This is a genomic window from Burkholderia sp. AU30280 (assembly GCF_020420125.1).
In the GTDB taxonomy this organism is placed as follows: Bacteria; Pseudomonadota; Gammaproteobacteria; order Burkholderiales; family Burkholderiaceae; genus Burkholderia.
Genome location: NZ_JAIZRY010000014.1, coordinates 124282 through 144855, shown reverse-complemented (window position 1 = coordinate 144855; position 20574 = coordinate 124282). Strand labels below are relative to the sequence as shown.

At 56.1% G+C, this 20574-nt stretch carries 19 protein-coding genes; 18 read left to right on the top strand and 1 reads right to left on the bottom strand.

All coding sequences use genetic code 11. The features are described 5' to 3' along the window. Positions 1 to 100 precede the first annotated feature (100 nt). The 7 genes from LGN17_RS28365 (at position 101) to LGN17_RS28335 (ending at position 6509) form a co-directional block, all read left to right on the top strand. The gene (locus LGN17_RS28365) at positions 101 to 736 is read left to right on the top strand and encodes a hypothetical protein (protein WP_226200259.1); all 636 of its coding nucleotides are present in this window, start codon (positions 101 to 103) and stop codon (positions 734 to 736) included. Next, positions 717 to 2666: a Mu transposase C-terminal domain-containing protein gene (locus LGN17_RS28360; RefSeq protein ID WP_226200257.1), complete on the top strand. Its 1950-nt coding sequence runs from the start codon at positions 717 to 719 to the stop codon at positions 2664 to 2666. The genes LGN17_RS28365 and LGN17_RS28360 overlap by 20 nt, the downstream gene beginning before the upstream one ends. After that, positions 2656 to 3585, top strand: coding sequence for a TniB family NTP-binding protein (locus tag LGN17_RS28355; RefSeq protein WP_226200255.1), 930 nt, complete (start codon positions 2656 to 2658; stop codon positions 3583 to 3585). The genes LGN17_RS28360 and LGN17_RS28355 overlap by 11 nt, the downstream gene beginning before the upstream one ends. Continuing rightward, positions 3582 to 4550, top strand: coding sequence for a TniQ family protein (locus tag LGN17_RS28350; protein WP_226200253.1), 969 nt, complete (start codon positions 3582 to 3584; stop codon positions 4548 to 4550). The genes LGN17_RS28355 and LGN17_RS28350 overlap by 4 nt, the downstream gene beginning before the upstream one ends. A 92-nt stretch (positions 4551 to 4642) precedes the next feature. After that, on the top strand, positions 4643 to 4918 hold the full coding sequence (locus tag LGN17_RS28345; protein WP_226200251.1) for a hypothetical protein: 276 nt from the start codon (positions 4643 to 4645) through the stop codon (positions 4916 to 4918). Between the two features lie 31 nt (positions 4919 to 4949). Next, entirely contained in the window at positions 4950 to 5720 is a 771-nt protein-coding gene (locus LGN17_RS36910; protein WP_413227056.1) for a TniQ family protein, read from the top strand. A gap of 180 nt (positions 5721 to 5900) precedes the next feature. Beyond that, positions 5901 to 6509, top strand: coding sequence for a GNAT family N-acetyltransferase (locus LGN17_RS28335; RefSeq protein WP_319000870.1), 609 nt, complete (start codon positions 5901 to 5903; stop codon positions 6507 to 6509). 94 nt (positions 6510 to 6603) lie between these two features. Here LGN17_RS28335 and LGN17_RS28330 read toward each other — a convergent pair whose 3' ends face one another. Then, a complete protein-coding gene (locus LGN17_RS28330) occupies positions 6604 to 6855 on the bottom strand; it encodes a hypothetical protein (protein WP_226200249.1) in 252 nt (83 codons plus the stop codon). A 688-nt stretch (positions 6856 to 7543) separates the two neighbouring features. On the opposite strand from LGN17_RS28330, the gene LGN17_RS28325 reads away from it, so the two are divergent. The 11 genes from LGN17_RS28325 (at position 7544) to LGN17_RS28275 (ending at position 20567) form a co-directional block, all read left to right on the top strand. Further along, positions 7544 to 8788: an ATP-grasp domain-containing protein gene (locus LGN17_RS28325; protein WP_226200247.1), complete on the top strand. Its 1245-nt coding sequence runs from the start codon at positions 7544 to 7546 to the stop codon at positions 8786 to 8788. Between the two features lie 63 nt (positions 8789 to 8851). After that, positions 8852 to 10249, top strand: coding sequence for an FAD-dependent oxidoreductase (locus LGN17_RS28320; RefSeq protein WP_319000869.1), 1398 nt, complete (start codon positions 8852 to 8854; stop codon positions 10247 to 10249). A gap of 24 nt (positions 10250 to 10273) precedes the next feature. Further along, complete coding sequence (locus tag LGN17_RS28315; RefSeq protein ID WP_226200243.1) at positions 10274 to 11527, top strand: MFS transporter; 1254 nt, start codon at positions 10274 to 10276, stop codon at positions 11525 to 11527. After that, positions 11508 to 12332: an isocitrate lyase/PEP mutase family protein gene (locus LGN17_RS28310; RefSeq protein WP_226200241.1), complete on the top strand. Its 825-nt coding sequence runs from the start codon at positions 11508 to 11510 to the stop codon at positions 12330 to 12332. Before LGN17_RS28315 ends, LGN17_RS28310 begins: the two co-directional genes overlap by 20 nt. Continuing rightward, positions 12332 to 13954, top strand: coding sequence for a DUF885 domain-containing protein (locus LGN17_RS28305; RefSeq protein ID WP_226200239.1), 1623 nt, complete (start codon positions 12332 to 12334; stop codon positions 13952 to 13954). The genes LGN17_RS28310 and LGN17_RS28305 overlap by 1 nt, the downstream gene beginning before the upstream one ends. Positions 13955 to 14033: 79 nt before the next feature. Next, positions 14034 to 15398, top strand: coding sequence for a SidA/IucD/PvdA family monooxygenase (locus LGN17_RS28300; RefSeq protein ID WP_226200237.1), 1365 nt, complete (start codon positions 14034 to 14036; stop codon positions 15396 to 15398). Next, on the top strand, positions 15391 to 15762 hold the full coding sequence (locus tag LGN17_RS28295) for a cupin domain-containing protein (RefSeq protein WP_226200235.1): 372 nt from the start codon (positions 15391 to 15393) through the stop codon (positions 15760 to 15762). The genes LGN17_RS28300 and LGN17_RS28295 overlap by 8 nt, the downstream gene beginning before the upstream one ends. 1 nt (position 15763) lies before the next feature. Further along, positions 15764 to 17284, top strand: a complete 1521-nt coding sequence (locus LGN17_RS28290; protein WP_226200234.1) for a class I tRNA ligase family protein — start codon at positions 15764 to 15766, stop codon at positions 17282 to 17284. Then, complete coding sequence (locus LGN17_RS28285) at positions 17281 to 18360, top strand: FAD-dependent oxidoreductase (protein ID WP_226200232.1); 1080 nt, start codon at positions 17281 to 17283, stop codon at positions 18358 to 18360. Before LGN17_RS28290 ends, LGN17_RS28285 begins: the two co-directional genes overlap by 4 nt. 63 nt (positions 18361 to 18423) lie before the next feature. Beyond that, on the top strand, positions 18424 to 19665 hold the full coding sequence (locus LGN17_RS28280; RefSeq protein WP_226200230.1) for an ATP-grasp domain-containing protein: 1242 nt from the start codon (positions 18424 to 18426) through the stop codon (positions 19663 to 19665). Between the two features lie 32 nt (positions 19666 to 19697). Continuing rightward, positions 19698 to 20567, top strand: coding sequence for an ABC transporter substrate-binding protein (locus tag LGN17_RS28275; RefSeq protein ID WP_226200228.1), 870 nt, complete (start codon positions 19698 to 19700; stop codon positions 20565 to 20567). The last annotated feature ends 7 nt before the right edge of the window (positions 20568 to 20574 follow it).

Sequence of the window (20574 nt, the reverse complement as noted above, 5' to 3'; positions counted from 1 at the left end):
TCCTCGTTGCGTGGAAATGACATCCGCGCGGCCAGCGCTCGTCCATTCGGACTGGCGCCCCCCACATCCACGCGCCCGAAAGGGCGCAGGAGACATCATCATGCCTTCGTACGATACCCGCAGTGGCGGAAATTTTCGAGGTTTCACGCCCTCTGTCAAAAACGCTTGCTCGATGCCTTGGTATTCCCTGGCGGAAGAGGCGACGACCCTCTTGCTCGAGTTCAGCCCTGAGGTACTGCGCTTTCGTAGCGCTCAAGATAGAACATTTGTTCTCCGTGAGGCCGGCCAGCTTTTTCGGTACACGCCGGATTATGAGATTGTGCGGCGCGACAGTTCGACTGTCTTCGTCGAAGCCAAGCCTGCAAAGGATCTGCAGAAGCCTTCAGTGCAGGCCCGCATGGCGCGTGCGAGAGCCGTCCTTGCGGAGCACGGACACGCCCTCTTCATTTGGGATGAACGTACCTACATCTCCGGCACCCGTCACGAGACTCTGCGGCTCTTGCGGCCGTGGCTGGGGCGAATTTCGTCCGAACGGATCCGGGAAGCACAGTGGCTCGTTGAAAAGAAGTATCCGAAAACTTTCCGAAACCTCGTGCATCTGGCCCGTTCGCGCGACGTTGCGTTGACCTGGATCGCCAATGGCGCCGCGGGTATCGATCTCGATGTGCCGCTGACCTCCGACGCAGCCATTTACGTCGCTCCTTCGGAGGTGCGTCATGCAAAAATTTTTGCTTAAGCGTGGCGTCGAGTTCCGTGAGGGCGAGTATGTCTGGCGCGTTCAGACTGCGCTGCCCGATGGTCGAATCGAGCTCAGCTCCGACTACAGCTCGCCAATACGCCTGCACGAAACTGAAATATGGGCACGCCACGGTAATGGGACATGGTCCGTCAGTATCGAATCGCTACGTGAGACGGCTGCATCACCGATTGTTGTTGCTCGACGTGATGTCACCACCTTCAAAGAAGAAGATCTTGTCGTGATGCGTGCGCGACTCGTCTACCTAAGAGCCGTCGAGGAGGCGAAGTGCTCGCGCGTGCGCGAAGTCGAGACCGTCATCAACCGGGTGGCGTGTGAGGTTGGTGCAACGATACCGCCAACCTATCGATCCTTCTGTCGGTGGAGAAAACGCTACCAACCGTCACGTGATGCCATGGACGTGGTGCCGCGCCATGAAAACAAGGGGCGACGCGAAATCCTCGATGGTCCACTGCTCACGCTGGTGGAAGATGTCATCGAAACGCACTATCTCAATGGCCAGAAACTCAACGTGACGAGATTGTACGATCAAGTAGAGAATGCCATTGACGCTCATAACGAACGTGACCTGGAAAATCCGTTACCCACAATTAGTAGAGCGACGCTTTATCGTCATGTCGGGAAACTGAACAGCTATCTCGTCACCGCGGCCCGGGAGGGCCGCACCGAAGCACTGAAGCAGTATCGACCGGTGTTCCGTCGGCTCAAGACAAAACGACTCAACGAGCGGTGGGAGATTGACCACACACTGGTGAACTTGCTGTGCGTTTGCGAGCGCACCCGTATGGTCATCGTCCGTCCCGTACTGACGCTCATCATTGACGCGCACACACGCATGGTGATGGGGTTTCATATCGGGGCGCGCTCACCTGGCCAGGAGGAGGTCGGATGGGCAATGCAAATGGCCATGCTCAGCAAGCGCGATCTACTGAACCGATTAGGCCTGGGGCATCTTGAATGGTTGGCGCGAGGTGTAGCCGAGATGATCTTCGGTGACAACGCGTGGGAATTCCACGGCGGCGCCACACGAGCTGGCTGCGACGAACTGGGGATTTCACTCGTGTACTGCCCGAGCCGTGCACCATGGTTCAAAGGCCGTGTGGAGCGGTTCATGCGCACGATAGCGGAACAACTCTTCCATTTGATTCCGGGGACGACTTGGTCGAATACCAAGGATCGTGGAGAGTACCCGTCCGAGAAGCTTGCGTGTGTGACCCTCGAACAGCTAACGGTGTTTGTCGTGCGCTGGATTGTGGAGTGTTACCAGCACGCGCCACATCGTGGCTTGAAGGGCAAGACACCGTTTCAGGCATGGCAGGAAAGTGCACGGCTGACCCCTATCTACATGCCAGCCGATCCCGATCAGCTTTCCGTCGCGTTCTCGGACACCATTATGCGTCCGATCACGAACAGTGGCGTGACGTTTGATCACCTGTCGTACAACTCCAGTGCGTTGCAACTGCTTCGTCACAGCATCTCGGACGACGAAAAAGTCAAGGTTCGGTATTTCAACGAGCAGACCAGCTTTGTCTACGTCTACGACCCAAGGCAGAAGGAATACCTTCGCGTTGATTGCACCGACCCAGATTACACGAAGGATTTGACCAGATGGATGCACAACGAAGTCACCGGCACCATGCGAGACAGCAGCATCGATATCAACTCTGTCTCGCTTCGAAAAGCGCGTATCCGTCTCGCAGACGACATTGCCAAGGCAGAGCTTGATCAGAAACTCAAGAAGCGCAAATGGGTTGCGCAGATCAAGGGGAAGTCGAGCAAGGATCTTTTGTTGGGAGCCGCTGGCGGGAACGCCGTGGACGATTCCGCCCAGTCCGATCAAGTGGACTCCATGATCGTTAGATTCGATAGTGTTCCTGAATTTTCTGTTACGAAGCGCAATGAACGGTAAGGAGCTGATCATGAAGCGATTTAATGTCCGTAAAAGCATTGTCGAACATCCCGATTTCGTTACTGCGCTCAAGAGTATCGAGGAGATCCATCAATGGCTGCGGGAATCCGGTGAAGCAGGGTGTCTGGCGACGATCGGGGCGTCCGGAGCCGGAAAATCGACCGTGCTCGAATGCTATCGTGCCCAATTCCCGGTGCGAGAGGAGGTGTTGCGCCGGCACGTGCCGGTCCTCTATGTCATCGTGCCTGCAGTACCGACTGTCAGATCGCTGGCTGAAGCTATGTTGATTGCCTTGGGTGAAATCGCGCAAGCTGGGCAATCGAGTGCGCGCCTGACAGAGCAGATTGTCAAACTGGTACACGGCTGTGGCGTGGAGATCATCATGCTCGACGAGTTTCAGCACTTCGTCGAGGGCGATCGCCGTTCGCTGAGACAGGTTGCGAACTGGTTGAAGGTGCTGCTGGACCGGCTCCCGGCTGCTGTTGTGCTCGCGGGGCTGCCGTCGCTGTTGGGTGTGCTGCGAGTCAATGGGCAATTGCGGCGCCGATTTTCTCGCGTGACGGAGATGCGCCCGTTCAATGTAAACACCAACGAAGGCGCCAAAACGTTCATTGGCGTGATGCAGGCGCTCGCCAAAGATATGCCATTGCCGATGACGGATATTGTCGACAAGCGTGTCGTGATGAAGTTGTACTACGCAACTGCAGGACTGGTGGACTACATGTGCAAGCTGTTGAACGGTGCTTACCAGGTTGCCGAGAGACGCGGTGGGAAAAGTGTCACGCTGAACGATTTTGCCGCGGCGTTTCGCGTTCATATCTGGAAGGATGCACCGCCTTCTCGCGATCCCTTCGATTCGAAGTTTAATGGCGTTCCGCTTGACCAACCAGGTGAACCGTTTGCGGAGGACGTGCAATGACGACCCCTCTTCTTCTTGGCGTTGCTCCGCATCGCGGAGAGTCGCTCTCGTCGTTGCTGCATCGTGTTGCCGAGGTCAACGGGTTGAGTGGACCAGGGATGGTCCTGCGCCGCGCCGGCGTGGCTGCTGCTCGGCCGCGCTTTGCCTCGGAGGTCGAAGCGCTTGCCCGCGTTTGCCGGCTCTCCCCGGAATTGGTCCGGGCGATGACACCGTTGACCGTGGGCGCGATCGACCGTAGCGGGACGAAGCACGCGAAGATCAGCTTGTATGGCCACTGGGTCGAACCCGATGCAATCGTTGTTGGCGCCAACGAGCGCATATGTCCGCTGTGTATCGCTGAGCATCAACATGTGCTGGGTGTGAATGCTTACGTATTCGCGACGTGCTGCGTTGTCCACGGCGTCCAACTGCTCGATCGCTGTCCGGGCTGTCGGCGCGAAGTGTCGTCCATGCGGCCGGGCGTGGCGCGTTGTCAGTGCGGGACGGATCTCGGGTCGACTGCGTGTCAACCCGCGAAGACGGACGATCTGATGATCACTCGACTCATCGATCGACGCTGGCGCATGAGCTTTGAGCATGATGTGCCGGACTGTCCGCCAGGCGTTCCACCGGATTTCGCCGCGCTTGACCTTGGGGAGTTGCTGCGTGTGCTTTCGTTTTTGTATCGCGTCAGTGGTGCAACGAGCGGGTCGACAGACAAGGGGCTGCGCTCGAAGGCCATTTCCGAACTGACGCCGCGCATGCAAAAAATCAGACGGATCATGTCGGACTGGCCTCGGGGATTCAAGGAACTGGTCAACGCGGAGCGGCAATACCGACCTAGGTCGGGATCGATCCTGAGCTCAGCCCGAAGCGTTGAGCACATCTCCTTGCGTTTGTTCACGGAGTTGCCGGAGCCTCCGTTTGCCTTCCTTCATCGTGCATTGGTCGACGCAATAGGCGGCCAAGCGGTGCAGGCCGTGTGACGGGGTGTTGTCAATGAAATGTGGCGATCCGATTCGAATCGGATCGCCACAGGTTCCGACGTGGGACTTCGAATCTGGGTGAGGTGAACATCATGAAAGCGTGCCGCTGCGGCACATGGCGATCCGAATGCATGGTCGAGCGCGTGCCTGAAGAGGTTTGGAACAGGCTCCTGACCCTTGTGCAGAAAATGGTCAACGAGTCAGGCAGGCCGGAGGGATTTGATGCGAAAAAGTGGTTGTGTACGTGGCTACTCGAAGAGGTGCCGTCACTCGGGTGGAAGAAGCCGGTTACGTACCTCGATACCGCCGACGGAGAGGAACTGGTGGCCCTGACGCGGCAGAGCATGCAGACAGGCGCTTACCGCTAGGAACGAGCACTGAGTCGATCTGGAATTCGATATGGAAAATCAAAGTTGGGTGCCGTGTTTCGCAAGGCCAGCGAATGCGATGTTACGGCCGCCGCTTGCGCTTCGCGTCGAACCCTATATCGACGAGTCGTTGTCGTCGGTGCTCATGCGCTTGGTGGATGCCAACGGCTTGAGAGGCGTTGGGGCGTTGCTGCGCGACGCCGGTTGCGTTGCGTTCGGTCCGCTGGTTTCCGCCGAGATTGCGGAATTGTCTCGTGTTTGCCGGATCGGTCATTCGACGATGAGATCGATGTGTCCGGTCGAAGTCGGTGGGCGAGCACGAGGGGCCGCTTTCGGTTACGCGATTGGCCATCATGTGATTGAGGCCAGGCATCTGCTTGTTCGAGAGCGCGAGCGAATTTGCCCTTTGTGTCTCCGTCAGGACGGGAGAATGCTTGCCGCGCATCGCCTTACATGGATGACGGCGTGTCCTACGCATGCTGTTCAACTGCTTGACACTTGTCCCCAGTGCGAGAAACCGATCACGGTGACGCGGCCGAACATGATGCAATGTCGATGTGGTTTGGATTTCTCGCTCACTTCGCCCGTGGCATGCGCTGCGGTGGAGGCGTTGAATACACGCAATCTGTACCAGTGCTGGAGTGCACCGACAACGACAGGATCTCGACTTCCTGAGGTTATGGCGGCAGTAGAGAAACGAATTGACCGCCAGCATGCCGTTGAAATAATGAGGAGTACTGGCACGATCGATCGGCGGGGAGTTCCGTTGCATCGGATACGGAACGCGTTAGGGTTCAACTGATTCGCGAGGAGGCAGACGCATTATGGACGCGTGTCGATCGATGTCATGGTGAAGGAAGTGGTACTAGTCGAAGAGAGGCATGGTGGTTGCCATCTAACTGTGGAGGAGCAGATCGAAGCGACGATTGTCGTGACCAATACGACTGGTCATTAGGGCTATTCGAGTGAAGTGGCCCGTCGCATGATGGAGATCCGGTACAAAAGCTCAGACCATCCGCACAAGAGAATTTTCGAATTTGACCGCTTCTGTTTAGCCGGTGAGATCGTGCATTCCTATCGACAGGTCTTTAACATACAGTACTTGGATTTCACTTTTTATTTCATTTTCCTTTCCATGAACATTGCTTTCGAATCTCCCGATCAATATGACGTGATCGCCCTCATTGCTGAGTTAGATGCCTATCTGAATACCCTGTACCCACCGGAGAGCATTCACATCCTTGACCTTGCGGCGCTGAAACAACCAGAGGTTCTTTTCGCGGTCGCGAGGGATAGTGCGGGCGAGGCGATCGGCTGCGGGGCGATTGTTCTCTCCTCTGAGTTTGGCGAACTCAAGCGCGTGTATGTAAATCCTCGCGGCCGGGGGCAAGGTGTAGCCAAGGGACTACTGGTTTTGCTCGAATCTCGGGCGATAGAGGTCGGCTGCACATTGCTCAAGCTGGAAACTGGACCGCATCAACATGAGGCGCTGGCTTTATATGAGTCGGTAGGCTATGAGCGTCGTGGACCGTTTGGCGAGTACGCGAGCGACCCGCTGAGTGTATTCATGGAGAAACGCATCGCAACCTGAGTACGTGAGTTTCCCGACCAGAATGTTGAGCGTCTGCTGCTCAAGATCCGGTTACCCAGCCAACGTGGCTTCGAAGTGCGCTTCGAGACGTCCATCAGCCATTGGGCTCGAGTGGATTTCGAGCAGGCCCCTGTTGCCTGCTATAACGAACCCGGGCATCGGCGTTCAATCTGGTCGCATTCGAGTCACCAGCCTCTGCGGCTGGCTCGGTGAACATCAGGGCCCGCCGATTTTGCAGCGCTGCCGCACGTAAGCGGTCGAGCGCTTCGGCGTTGCTCTGCTTGAGATTCAGTGTAATCGGATGAAGGTGGTCTTGCTGGGTGAAGCCGGGAAGCGCAAGTGTCACAACCAAATGCTCGTCGCGCTAGAACGGCGACGCCGCGATGCCCAACTAGCCATGGGCACGACAGCACGATGCTCCAGGCTAAGTTAGCCCGTAACGCTTGGCGAGCAACGTCGCGGCGCCCGCGATCTAATTTTATTTGATGTGGTCAAAAAAAAGTTGACATGGCCCTTTTGATCTGAAAAGATCAGACGAAATCCTGAGAGAAATAATCCCTGCCTTACTTGTCTGACTTGTCTCGATTTGTAAGAAATATGAAATATTCGAAATTGCAGTCTGGTTAGAGTTAACCCTCACCGAGTCAGTGATAAGCCAACATGCTTTTTGCAATCCGTGACTGTTTTGGTTATGGTGCGACAAGTATGCGGTTTGCCTTGAGTTCGCCTCTCATGAATAAAATTATGGAAGAGGAAATTCGTTAAAATTCAGGTGAGGGCTGTCTGAAATGCATGGGGCGCCAGTCGGTATGATGGATCTCCCAAAAAAAGAAGATGCGTCTGATAATTATCCGAAGTCTTTCGGGGATCATTTGCGACCGTCTAGATCGTCATAAATATTATTCGGGTGTTTTACCGGGAAGTCGATTTGCGGGTTCTGTATTCGTTTGATTTCAAATTCCACGGCTGTAACTCGGTCGGGAGTTTCGTCAGGCATTGTGCTTCTGATTTTGATATTTTCACAAGGGTATCAAGTGAACAACAAGAAAACCATCGTTGTTGGTTACAGTGCCGCTGCACTTGGCTCGCTTCAACAGCTTCGCCCCGAGGGCTCAGTAATATTGATTGACGAGCCAGACGTAATCCGGAAGCGCCACATCGACGTCGAAGTAAAGAAATACAGTGTAGTAGATCGATTGATTCCATTCGAATACCAACGGAAGGGTGCGGCGGATATTTTTTTTGGCGAACATCGGCCGGAAAATATCGTCAGTGTTGTACCGATCCAGGAGTACGCCACGCCGTTCGCTGCAAGACTTGCTGAGCGCCTGAATCGGCCGGGCGCGAGCTATGGGGCCAGCCTTATCATGCGCGACAAACACCGGCTTCGCGCGGTATCGAAGGCGTTCGGCATCCACAACCCTGCGTCGAAAATCGTTGAGAGTTTCGAGGAGGCGCGCGCATTCATGGTCGCGCACGGCGGCTCCGTCATTATCAAGCCGGCGAACCGTCAAGGATCGGTCGGCGCTGTGATCGTTCGTAATGCGGCCGATATCGAGGACGCGTGGGGTAAATCACAGACGCGAGACGAAGGCGTCATGGTGCCTGACCGCGGTTTCGAGCAGATCACGTTGGTTGAACAATTCGTCGAGGGCCGCGAATTCAGCGTAGAGGCGCTGGTGGTCGATGGGTGCATGATCTTCTCCAACGTCACGCAAAAGGAACTGTTCGAAGGTGCACATCCTGTCGAAAGCGGTCATACGGTTCCAGCGACGATCGACAGCGGTCTGACGGAGCAACTCGTTTCGAATACGGGGAAAGTGATCGAAGCAACGGGCTTCCGAACCGGTATCGTCCACTGCGAATGGATGCATGACGGAACAGATGCCTATCTCATCGAGTGCGCGGGACGATTCGCGGGTGACGGCATCATCGATCTCATCGAGCGCGCGTATCGGTTCGATATCGTAAAGGCCTACCACGCGATCATGAGGGGCGAGCAGTTGTCGAATCTCCCGGTGCAAGCTGAGAAAACGGCAAAGGTTCGTTTTGTCGGCGGTAAGACGGGAACAGTCTCCGAAGTTCGCTTGGACGAGGCGATGCTTCGCAAGTCTGGCATCGCACATTTCTCCGTGACCGTGCGCGCCGGGGACAAGACGGTCGAGCCATCCATGTCGTGGCAGCGCTTGGGTTCGGTCACCGTCGAGGCCGATACCCCCGATTCCGCCGAACAGTTGATCTCCGACGCAATCGCGGCAATCAACATTTCCTACGCTTAGGATCCACTCGGCACATCATCATTCAGAAAAATTATTCGTTCTGTGCGATGTGGGCCGTCTGATATGTCCCGCGCATGGAGCGGGCCAAAGGAACACGTCATGCATGTCTCCCACTCGTGCTTCAACGAGGCATCGAATTTTCAGGTCCCGCCTGGATCGGAAGCCACTCAGTCGATTATTCGGCCGTATAACGACGCCGCTCTGACCGGGTCTCCTGACCGAGTATTCATGCCAGCTAGCCTAGGGCAGGTAAGAGCCGTGATTGAACAGGCTCGCGTCTCGGGCGCGAGCTTGAGCGTGCACAGCACGGGTCACGATTTTGAGGGGCGATCTCTCGACGGCGAAATGATCGTTCACATGGGTGCGTTTACGTCCGTCAACTATGACCCGAGTACCGAGGTCGTGACAGTTGGCGGAGGGGCGCGAATCAGTGACGTCTACAAAGTACTGTCGGCCCACGGACGAGCGATACCGACCGGAACCAGTTTGGATGTTGGCATCACTGGCCTGACCCTAGGAGGTGGTGCTGGATACACGTCGCGTCGTTACGGGCTGGTCTGCGATTATTTGTTGGAGGTTGAGATCTGCACATTTGCCGGCGAAGTGCTTCATGTCACAGATCATTCGCACCCGCGCCTGATGCGCATGCTGCGTGGTGCCGGCGCGGGCACATTCGGCATCGTTACCCAGCTCAAGCTGAAGACGTTCGCGGCAACCTCCGTCACCAGCTTTCGGGCCAACTGGCCGGCTTCTGTTGGGGCCCGCCATCTAGCCGATCTGGAGCAGATTCTGATCGAGGCGCCACGTGAATTGAGCATGCGGATCGGTGCGAATGTAACGGGATCCGAACGGGTGGCGACCATCACGCTGTCGGGCCAGTTTCAAGGCGATGGGCAGGCGGAACTCCCCCGCATCTTCGGATCGATTGCGCGTACAGCAGGCTGGACGCAATCAACAACAAGTTTTTACGACGCGATGATCAGCGCACGTCATCAGACTAGCGGCGGCGCTTTCAAGATTAAGAGCCGGTTCGCCGCCAAAGCAATGGGTGCGCCAGCCTTGGGCGAGATTCTCGACTACCTCGACACCTGGACGCCTACTCAAAATGAAGACGGTGCAGGTTTTGGTCTCTTCGCTTGGGGTGGAGCAATTCGTGATTTTCCAGTCGAGCGCTCGTTTATGCCCGCGCGCCATTCGGAATATCTTGCCTCGTTCGACACGTCTTGGACGTCACGCGAATCGCCAGTCCAGGTCGCGGCCCAACTCCGTTGGTTGAAAGAACTTGACAACATAGGCGCCCGATATCTTAGCGATATCGCCTATCTGAACTTTCCCGATTCGGACGATGACCAGTTCTTTGAGCGTCATTTTCCGTCCGACTTAAGAGAGTACGAAGTACTTCGCTTGATGTACGACCCAGGAAACATCTGCAGACAGGCTTCTCGCTGCGTACACATTTAATCCGGCTAATCTGAGTGGAGCAGTATGAATCAGGCTACATCCTCCTTGACCGTGCGCACCTTTCTCAAGGAACTTTCCCCTGAAGCACGGTTTTTGTTTTTCGGGGCGTTCCTGAATCAGTTGGGCTATGTCATACAGGGCTATTTGATTGCCTACATGCACATGAACAGTTTTTCCCTGGATCAAGCTGGACTTGGATTGGGGCTGTTCAGTGCTGCTTCGATATGTGGCACGTTCATCGGCTCCACATTGAGTGAGCGTTTGGGCTATGGCAAAACCATTGCCTTGGCTTCATTTGGCTTGGCGATGACGGTTCTGCTGATTCCGCGTGCGGTGATATCGAGTGAGCCGGCTTGGGTCTGGATGGGGGCGCTTGTACTGTGCGGATTGTTTGCGCAGATGTCACGCCCTGCTTCTGGCGTAGTACTCAGCGAACACGTTCCCTCGCAATATCGCGTGATGGGGTTTTCTATGTTCCGAGTGGCCCTTAACGTTGGTGGAGCGTTGAGTCCTCTGCTCGCAACCGCATTGATCCCCCATGGTTGGTACTACGTATTCGGATTGAGTGCCGTCTGCAGTGCTGGGTACGGCTTGATTGCCTGGCTCAAATTGTCGGGCGGCACGATACCGACGTCCAACTCGCTCTCTCCTCAACAGGTGGCGCCCGTGAGCTGGCTCTCGATTGTTGCAGATGGGAAATTCGTCTCGTTCCTGATGGCGATGTTCCTGAGTTCGGTCGTGTTCACTCAATTTACCTCGACGGTTCCGGCTGCTATCGAGAGCAAGGGGCTCCCACTTGCAAGCTACAGCTCACTTTTGACGATCTACGCGATTGTTCTAGTCGTACTCGAATTGAAGATCAGCGCCGTTGTAAGCAAGTTCAGCGACTGGATTCCGGCGACCGTGGGTACCACGCTCATCTGCCTAGCTGTTACCGCGATCGGGTACTCGATTGGCAATGACTGGCTGATGAAGATCAGCTCCGCCTTCGTCGTGCTCGGTGTCATGATTAGCGGTCCGACCATGTTTGCGTATCCGGCGAAATTCCCGGTCGCGATTCGTAGTAGATGCATTGCAGCCACCCAAAGTGCGTTTTTCGCGGGTATGACAGTTGGTCCAGTTGTTGGCCTCTATATGTTCAGGAATTTCGGATCAACCGTCTGGCTGGGGTGCCTGATGCTTGCCGTTATTTCCGGGGGGTTGGTGGTCGTGGGTATTAAGCATGATGGTCATATCGCAACAACAAAGGATCAGAACCATGTCGAAAGCGTCTCTTGATGCAAAGATTGCCGAGTTTCGCAAGCTACACGAGCACGGTGCCTTGCTGCTGAACAATTGCTGGGACGTTTTTACGGCGAAGATAGCTGAATCGGTCGGCGCGAAGGCCCTCGCGACAACCAGTGCGGGCGTGGCGTGGAGTCACGGTGTGCCTGATGGCCACCATGCGACGCGAAACCTCGTTTTGCAAGGCGCCGCGGCGATTGTTGCGCAGACGGCGCTACCGGTAACCGTCGATATTGAGGATGGTTTCGTGTCGCAGGGAGACAGCAGGACCGTCGTGGTCACCGCGCTCATGGAGGCCGGCGTGGCCGGCGTCAACATTGAGGATTCTCAAGATAGGCGCCTGCTTTCTATCGAAGGTGGAGTTGCGCGTCTCAAGGCATTCAGGGCAGTTGCGTCGTCGATGTCCTACCCGCTTTTCATCAACGCTCGCATCGATGCCATGCTTCGACAGGAGTGTAACGACTCTGCCGCACTAATTGAGCGGGCGAACGCGTACCTCACGGCGGGAGCGGATTGCATCTTCATTCCAGGGCTTACGGATTTGACGCTTTGCCGATTAATTTCATCTTCAATTTCAGGACCACTAAATACAATGTCACTGCCGGGTTCTCCGACCGCCGCCCAGTTCTTTGAGGCAGGTGTCGCAAGGGTCAGCGCCGGATCATTCCACGCGGAATCGGCATATGGTCATGTGCTAACGCAGATGCGTCATTTCCAGGAATCCGGCATGCTTGATCCGTCCGAACATCATCTGGGATATGTCGACGCCAATGCCCTGTCGCATGGAGAGCACGTCTGATGACAGTGATTGGAGATATTGGAGCCGAATTACTGGATCTCCGAATCGCGTTCGATCCGCTGGATGATGCCCTGAGAATGGTGTCGACGGGTGCGCATGCGTTCCCCGATATGTCGGACGAGTCCCTGGCTGAGATGGCTGGACGTCTCTCGACGTTGGATACCATGCTTCAATCCGGCGAGATTGAAGGCGATGCACATGGCATTGGAGTAGCGCGCCAGCAAACGCGAGATCTGGGTCAGCGGATCGATATGAGGTTGTGGGCGACGTTCGTGAGCGGCTACGATCATTCCCCGCTCGGACGGATCAGTGGGGGGTTGTCGCAAATCAGCATGGAAAGCGAGGCGCAAAGCGCCCGCTTCGAAAAGCTGCTGTTGTCGGCCGGTCGCTTCATCGATTCATGTATTCCTGGAACGGTGGCTGCTGCGAGAACGGGACGTGCGCCAATAGAATGGAGCGTACGTGAAGCTATACGGCAATGGGAGAGTCTGCTGTCCGAGGACGGCGCCGCGCTAATACCGGAAGCCACTTGTCCCGCACGCCGTACCGTACTGATGGAGCAATTCATCGAACACGTGGGGCCGTCGGTCCGCGAGTACATCCATACGCTTAAGGATGTCGTTCTCCCATTGGCACGTTCAGACGAGCAGCCGGGACTTTGCCACATCACCTCGGGATCGAACCAATACGAGCAGCTGGTCGCATCGCACACGGATGACTTCGGCACTATCGACGAAATTCATCGTCTAGGAGAATCGGAGGTCGCGCGTATCCACGATCGGATTAGCGCGATCACGGGTTTGCACCCGCGAGATCTCCAGGCATTTCTCGTCACGCAGGAGCGTTCGCCATCCGCATTGGCGTTTGCTCAGGCGGATGACGTGCGGGCCTATGTCGAACGCGTAGTAGAGCGCGCGCGCAGTGATTTCTCCCGTGTCGTCGACATGACCTGCGTTGGGGAGCTAGCTGTCGTCGACATTCCAGAGCATTTGTCCAATTCGTCGCCGATCGCCTATTACCTCCCGGGCGATAGGCCCGATCACGGCGGGCAACTCCGCCTGAACGTCCAGAAAATACTCCGCGCGAATCGAGGAATCAGCTTGGCATTGCTCGCGCACGAAGGTATTCCTGGGCATCACGTGCAGTTCGAGTATGCGAGGCAAGCAGCACTCCCTCCCTTTCTCGCAAGTGCGTGGTTCAACTCGTTCATTGAGGGGTGGGGACTCTATGCAGAGGAGCTGGCCTCAGAAGCCGGCTACTACCAGGATCCGGTGGAGTCGATCGGAAAACTTAGGATGGAGTTACTTCGCGCGGCGCGGCTAGTTGTCGATACCGGAATTCACTCGTACGGCTGGACGAGCGCTCGAGCGTCTGAGTATCTGCAAAATTTCGCACTGCTCAGTGAGAATGTCGCAGTGAGTGAAGTGCGGCGCTATACGGAATATCCGGCACAAGCTTTGTCGTATACCACCGGAAAAATGAAGCTGCTAGCATTGCGTGACGCCCAACGAAATGCACTTGCAGCCGAATTTGATCTCGGGAATTTTCATTCTAAATTACTGAAATTCGGTGCCGCGCCGGTCTCTGTCCTTTCTCGAGAATTCGGGAAAATAACCTCTTAGTGTCGTACGTGCTCTTCATCATGTCACCCACGAAACGGAAGTGTCGTGAGTGACTGGTCTAATGTTACAAGGAGTAAAAATGCGTGATGTGGATTTGCTTCTCATCGGCGGTGGCCCCGCAAATATTGCTTTTGCAGTCGCACTCGAAGAGTGCGAACAGGGCGAACGTTTAGAAAGCGTCGTCATGTTGGAAAAAGATGACAGTATCAGCTGGCACCGGAATATGCTGTTTGACAGCGCAGTTTCTCAGGTCTCTTTTCTCAAGGACTTGGTGACACTTCGCGACCCGACCAGCCGATTCACTTTTCTGAATTATCTGCACGAGAAAGGGCGGCTGGAGGAGTTCGTCAACCTGATGTCGTTTTTTCCGTATCGTAGGGAAATTGCTGACTATCTCCAGTGGGCCGCGGACAAACTTACCAAGACCGAGGTCAAGTACGGCCAGGCGGTCGAGGAAATTCAGCCTGTCCAGAATGGCGACGGCACAATTCAGGGGTGGCAAGTGACCACGAGCACGGGTACGGCTTATCGGGCGAAGCGTCTCGTCTTCGGCGCGGGGCGGGACGCCCATGTGCCTCCGCTATTCGCCGGCATTCACTCTGATCGTCTATTTCATAGCGCCCAATTTCTAGCTCAGGTTGAGCGATGCGATCCAGAAACCGTGGGCAAGATCGCCGTGATTGGCGGTGCGCAAAGTGGCGCAGAAATTTTCCAGGCCTGCATCGAGAAATTCCCCACCGCGCAAACATCCCTGATCATGCGATCGGTTGGCTTGTCCACGTACGGTGGGAGCAAGTTCATCAACCGAGTCTATCAGAACGACTACATAGACCGCTTCTACGAAGCCAGCGACCAGACGAAGCAAAGAATTCTGAAGGAAATGCATCTGACGAATTATTCGGGCGTGTCTGCTTCCACGATGGAGTCGCTGTTCCGATTCCATTACCTGCAGGCGCTTAGCGGGAAGGAATCTGCTCGGATGCTGACTCAATGCGAGCTTACTTCAGCTCGTGAGCATGGCAACAAGATTGCACTGTCGTGGAACGACAAGGTGTCCAACACCGACCATCAGGAAGAGTTCGACCTGGTTATCCTCGCAACCGGTTATGAAAATCGCATGCCAACTCTGTTGAATTCAGTGGTGCAGTCGCAAAATGGAGGTGCGCCGACTATTTCTCGTGCTTATAAATTAGGTATCCAGACTACAAAAGACTGTTCGGTGCACGTTCAAGGAATCTCGGAGGCGTCGCACGGAATTTCTGACACGCTGCTAAGTGTTATATCAACCAGAGCGCGAAGGATTCTCCTCGACATTCTTGAGCACCCAGTCGTACCCAACTCAGGGGGCTGCTCAGTGACGTCTCCCCACAGCTCTGTGCGGAACGATGATGCATTCGTTGAGTCTTCGGAGGTCCTCCAACAAGAAGGGGTGAGTTATGTTTGAGAAGAGAGAGTTGAATCGCGACGAGCTCAAATTCGAAAATAACCTCCATGCTCAGCGTCTCGTGCCATGGCCGCTACTCAACGCTCCATTCGAAGGGTCGTGGTGCGTAATCGCGCCCGGTACTCGATCCACTGCGCACGCCCATCATGAATATGAAATATTCATTGCAATGAACGGTAGCGCGCGGCTGGAGACGGAAGGAAATTCCATCCCCTTCAATGTCGGTGACATCGTGCATTTCACGCCCAATACCGAACACTCGATCGTGAACATTGGAGATGAACCATTCGAAATGTATAGCATCTGGTGGGACAAGGACATGGCTGAACGTTTCCTCGAAACTCATCAAACCACGGAAGCCTGAGATGCGTGAAACCCTGATTATTGCCCCCCCGCCCACCCCGAACGGTGACCTTCATGTCGGCCACATGGCGGGCCCCTATTTGGCCGCGGATATCTTTGCTCGTTACCGTCGCGCTGGCGGAATGCGGGTGAATTATGCGACCGGAACCGATGACAGCCAGACCTACGTCGTTACGAGCGCCGAAAAACTGGATATGACGCCGGCGTCACTGTGCCGCGAGGCCGCAAGCGACATTAAGGCCTCGCTGGAGGCATGGGGCGTCGAACTGGACGGATACGCGCCCTTCGACGATGAGTACAAGAGGATGGTTCGTGATTTCCTCGTGCCGCTCCACGCCGAAGGGGTTTTCAAGTTGAAGACGGTCAGGTTGCCGTACTCGGTTGTGCGTCAAGAGTTCATGGTCGAGTCCTATGTCAGCGGCGATTGCCCGGAGTGCTTGGGGTCGACCCGCGGAGGTCTCTGTGAATCATGCGGGCATCCGAACAACTTTGACATGCTTATCGACCCGCGGTCCACTCGTGCGCCGTTCGAGCAACTGGAATATCGCGAGGTCGACATCCTCGTCTTCCCGGTCGAGGAGTACCGAAGCCAGCTCGAGGCGTACTACGAGCGCGTGAACGGTCGCTGGCGGCCTCACATTCTGCATTTGATGCGTGAACTATTGAGCAAGCCGCTGATTGATTTTCCGATTACATATCCGATCGCTTGGGGGATCAAGGCGCCGTTCCCCGAAGTAGAAGGGCAGGTGATCAATGCATGGGCCGAGGGTATGGCGGCATCCATGTATTGTTCTCATTGCGGCGATGACCGACGCGCGAACATTGATTCGACCTGGTTACGTGAGGCTGACGCGGAACTCGTTTACTTCCTCGGCTTCGACAATTCCTATTTCTGGGGTGTGACGCACCTGGCGCTGCTGATGGCTCATCGGGGTAAGTACATTTTGCCCACGACGATCGTCCCGAACGAATTCTACGAGCTCGAGGATTCGAAATTCTCTACAAGTCGCGGGCACTTGATCTGGGCAAGGGATCTGATTAAGGAGGTGCCACGCGACTACGCTCGGTTCTACCTGTCTCTGACATGTCCGGAAAACAACCGCAGTAGTTTCAGCCGGGAAGGATTGGTCAAGGCGATCAACGAGCGGCTGGTCGCGCCATGGAATGCGTTGATCGACGCTTACGCTGCATTTGACCCTGTCCCCCCGTTATCTCGGTCCGAGAACCGCGACCCGGCCGTCGAGCAGATGGTGTTGAGGCGTGATACCTGTTTTGCACTGGATACTTTCAGTCTGCGAGCGGCGACGGACTGGATCACGCAGAACATAGCGCGCATCACACGCAACCTGCGGGAGCAAACCTATCGAACCATCGACCGAGCCAACGCGGAAATCGCCGCGTTGGTCATCGGCATGGCGCCAATCATGATCGATCACCACGCGCGACTCATTTCTCTCGGCGTGTACGAGCAAGCGAAAAGCGGTAATGCGCGGCTGAGCTTGGCCGGGATGAAGCCGCTGTGACCAACCGCCTGGGGCGCGCGCGCGTCGCGGTGATCGGCGCAGGCGTGATTGGATTGCTGTTTGCGCTGCGCTGCGCGGACGATTGCGTTTCCGTCGAGGTGTTTGACGCCGAGAGTTTGCCGAACGAGAAAGGCCGGTCTATAGATATCTCGCGACTTTTCCGAATCGTGCACCCGTCGAACGGACCATTGCAAGCGCTATCGCTTCGTTCGCTGCCGTTCTGGCTCAAGTGGGATCGGGAAAGTGGCGGGCAGCGGCTGATCCCCATCGATTGCTATCGCAGTCTGGATGAGCCGGGCCTGGCACTGGCGCTGCAGCAATACGAGGCGCTCGGTCTGCCCTGGAGAGTGTACGAAGCCGGCGAAGCTAATCCGTTGACCCGGCATTACCGATTTCCGGAGAACCGACGGCTCCTGGCAGGCGGTGATTCTTACATTTTGAATAGCCGTGCCATTTTGTTGGACATGATCGAGAAAGTGAGGTCTCGCCCGAATGTCAATCTCCGCACATGCTGCCGCGTGGATGACGTGACGGAGCAAACCCACGGGGTGCTGAGCGTCACCCATGCGGGTGGCTCAACCGAATTCGATGCTGTGTTCATCGCTACGGGAGATCCAACGCTTGCCGTGAAGCTGTGCGCTGCTGATCAAAGTCCGAAGCCGGAAGCGCGCACGCAGTTTTATGTGAATGTGCGCCTCGACGACCAGCAGCATGGTGCTCCCCTGCCTCCGTTGCTCGATTTCGGTGATGCAATGGGAACCTGGACGGTTCCAGGTTTCGATCCGCACTGGCTCAAGGTCAGCGCCGCTCGATTGACACTCGCCGAGGAAACTTATTCGGGAGGTGTCGAAGCGCTTATCGATAGCTTGCTTGCGATGCTTAAGCATCGCACCACCAGGATCGAACCTCGTTTCATGACCTACTACGAACATCCACATCGTATCGAGCGTGAGATTTCGTATGTCAAGAAGACCGCGCTAACCCACGTTTATGCACTCGAGGCGTGCGACGCAGTTCTGTTTAAGGCAGCTCCCGCCATTACGGACGCGCTGTATCACACGATATTCGAGGCATGACTCGCATGGCGCAAATCGTCGGCTTTGCGCCAGCTCCAAGTATCAATACGGAACATACAACTGATGAAATTACTCGCCATTGAAGTTTCCCAATTCGGGAGCTACTTCGAACCTCGCTACGAGCGGATCGAGCAGGACGGCTCCGAGGTTTACGTCTTGTCTGGCAACGCGGAATCCGACCACTGGAAGGAAGGACGCTTATGCGTCGCTGGTAGCAAGAGCTTCGAAGACTTGATCGAGGCTGCGAAATCTCTGCACGTCGCGCAGCGATTCGACGGAGTCTTCACCTTCGCCGAAAGCAGTGTGATCGCCGCTGCGGCCATCGCCGAGGCGCTGGACTTGCCGAGCATCGGCGTCGACGCCGCTACTCGGTGTAGGAACAAGTACTACATGCGTCAGGAGCACGCTCGCTTGGGGGCGCCTCATCCAGCCTTCGATCTCGTCCCGACCCTAGATGCGGCGCTGTCAGCTGCAAGCCGGATTGGTTATCCCGTCATCTTGAAACCGACGCTTGGCGCGGGCAGCCAGTTCGTCTACAAGATCCATGACGCAGAGGAGCTGCAGACGCTTTATCCGAAGGCGTTGAATGGCATTCAAAGTATGTCGCACATCGCCAATGAAGGTCAGCCCGAAACGCGCGGACCGCATTCGCTGCTGCTTGAGAGTTTCCTCGATGGACGGGAGTTCTTGATTGAAGCGTATATATGGGACGGCGAGACGGTTTTGGGGTCTATCGTGGATCGTGTCACGCTCGAGGGCAATCATTTCGACGACGATGTCCACCATGCCCCCACGGATCTGACGCCGGAGCAAATCAAGCAAGTGCGTGACGCGGTTCACCAGGGCGCAGTTGCACAAGGGCTCCGCCGCAGTGTCATGCACGCTGAAATCCGCTTTCATGAAGGTAAGCCCTATATCCTGGAGATCGCAGCACGGCCGGGAGGCGGCGGACTCGATTTCATGGCGAGACTTTCCGCTGGATACTGCCCGCTGCGGGCAACCATTGACATCGCCTGCGGAAAGCGTCCTGAGCACAGCGCCTATACGCCGACGGGCAAGGATACCTTCGCCCTGTGCCTGATTCCCGATGAGGGCGAGATAGCCAGTATCGCGGTGCCTCAGGAGATTCTGGACGACCCATCCGTTTTCTTGCTGAAGATGGTTGTCTCCGCGGGTTCGACAATCAGGCGCCCCCCCAATGGAAATGACATTGGGGGGTTCCTTGGTGTCTATGGTGCAGGTCGAAACGAGACTGAAATCAAGGCCAAACGCTATGCGGCGGCCATTGCGTTCGAAATGAAATGATCCCTAGTCGCAAACTGGGGCTCGCGATCGCTATGGGTGAAGATGCCACATCGCACACCCAAACGTTCTTGGAGGCGGTGCAGCACTGTCTAGCCGTGCATCCGGCGTTCGCGAACATCGAAGTGATGATTTCGAATGACCGGAAGTGCCGGGACGGCGGGAAAGTGGCTGCTTCCGAGCTTCTGCGTTGGGGGGCGGAGGTGATCGTCGGGCATTACTCGAGCGCGGCGGCGCTCGGTGCGTTGCCGCTTTATCTCGACCGACACCTCCCAGTGCTACTTCCCGCGGCCACGTCGATCGAGCTGGAGGATGTGAGTCGGGCCGGCTCGCGGCGGGTATACCGCTATCAGCGCAGCGACGCCGTACTCCTGGAGAAGTGCATCTGTGAAATCAGAAATACCGGGCATGAGGGGGGGGCGTATTTCCTCGTCGAGGACACTGTTTACGGCGAGGCGTTCCGCGCACTGCTGGCAAAGTGGGTGGGTATTTCGGTGATCGGATCGCTGCGCGATGGGATCGACCAGGACGGCTTCTATGTCGTCCTAGGGCATGACCGCTTCGTGATGGAATCAGTGGGTTTGCTGACAGCCCGCCCCATCACGGGGCTGGTACTGCTGGACGATGCCTACCATCCGGGTGCGCTGCACGCAGTTCGACACATACCCAAGCACCTCTTCACGTTGGTGAGCCGGCTGATGTTCGACGATGGAACTGAGCACCGCCCTTTCTGGAACGAATCGAGGCTCGCGTTAGCGACTGCAGCAAAATTCCTCGGAGCGGCAGAACAAGCTTCATGCGCTTTTCGCGGCTTCGACGAGAATGGACTTTATTCGCGGGCGGGATATGTGATGCGCGCGTTATCTAAGCCCCGCTCCTTTGGGGCTCGGCCCACAATCAAATAGGAATCGA

Excerpts from the sequence above, each read along its gene's own strand:
- LGN17_RS28345 (WP_226200251.1), top strand. The coding sequence starts at position 4,643 with ATGAAAGCGTGCCGCTGCGGCACATGGCGATCCGAATGCATGGTCGAG.
- LGN17_RS28360 (WP_226200257.1), top strand. The coding sequence starts at position 717 with ATGCAAAAATTTTTGCTTAAGCGTGGCGTCGAGTTCCGTGAGGGCGAG.
- LGN17_RS28295 (WP_226200235.1), top strand. The coding sequence starts at position 15,391 with ATGTTTGAGAAGAGAGAGTTGAATCGCGACGAGCTCAAATTCGAAAAT.
- LGN17_RS28365 (WP_226200259.1), top strand. The coding sequence starts at position 101 with ATGCCTTCGTACGATACCCGCAGTGGCGGAAATTTTCGAGGTTTCACG.
- LGN17_RS28310 (WP_226200241.1), top strand. The coding sequence starts at position 11,508 with ATGTCGAAAGCGTCTCTTGATGCAAAGATTGCCGAGTTTCGCAAGCTA.
- LGN17_RS28335 (WP_319000870.1), top strand. The coding sequence starts at position 5,901 with ATGATGGAGATCCGGTACAAAAGCTCAGACCATCCGCACAAGAGAATT.
- LGN17_RS28350 (WP_226200253.1), top strand. The coding sequence starts at position 3,582 with ATGACGACCCCTCTTCTTCTTGGCGTTGCTCCGCATCGCGGAGAGTCG.
- LGN17_RS28355 (WP_226200255.1), top strand. The coding sequence starts at position 2,656 with ATGAACGGTAAGGAGCTGATCATGAAGCGATTTAATGTCCGTAAAAGC.
- LGN17_RS36910 (WP_413227056.1), top strand. The coding sequence starts at position 4,950 with ATGGAAAATCAAAGTTGGGTGCCGTGTTTCGCAAGGCCAGCGAATGCG.
- LGN17_RS28300 (WP_226200237.1), top strand. The coding sequence starts at position 14,034 with ATGCGTGATGTGGATTTGCTTCTCATCGGCGGTGGCCCCGCAAATATT.
- LGN17_RS28275 (WP_226200228.1), top strand. The coding sequence starts at position 19,698 with ATGGGTGAAGATGCCACATCGCACACCCAAACGTTCTTGGAGGCGGTG.
- LGN17_RS28305 (WP_226200239.1), top strand. The coding sequence starts at position 12,332 with ATGACAGTGATTGGAGATATTGGAGCCGAATTACTGGATCTCCGAATC.
- LGN17_RS28280 (WP_226200230.1), top strand. The coding sequence starts at position 18,424 with ATGAAATTACTCGCCATTGAAGTTTCCCAATTCGGGAGCTACTTCGAA.
- LGN17_RS28315 (WP_226200243.1), top strand. The coding sequence starts at position 10,274 with ATGAATCAGGCTACATCCTCCTTGACCGTGCGCACCTTTCTCAAGGAA.
- LGN17_RS28290 (WP_226200234.1), top strand. The coding sequence starts at position 15,764 with ATGCGTGAAACCCTGATTATTGCCCCCCCGCCCACCCCGAACGGTGAC.
- LGN17_RS28320 (WP_319000869.1), top strand. The coding sequence starts at position 8,852 with ATGTCCCGCGCATGGAGCGGGCCAAAGGAACACGTCATGCATGTCTCC.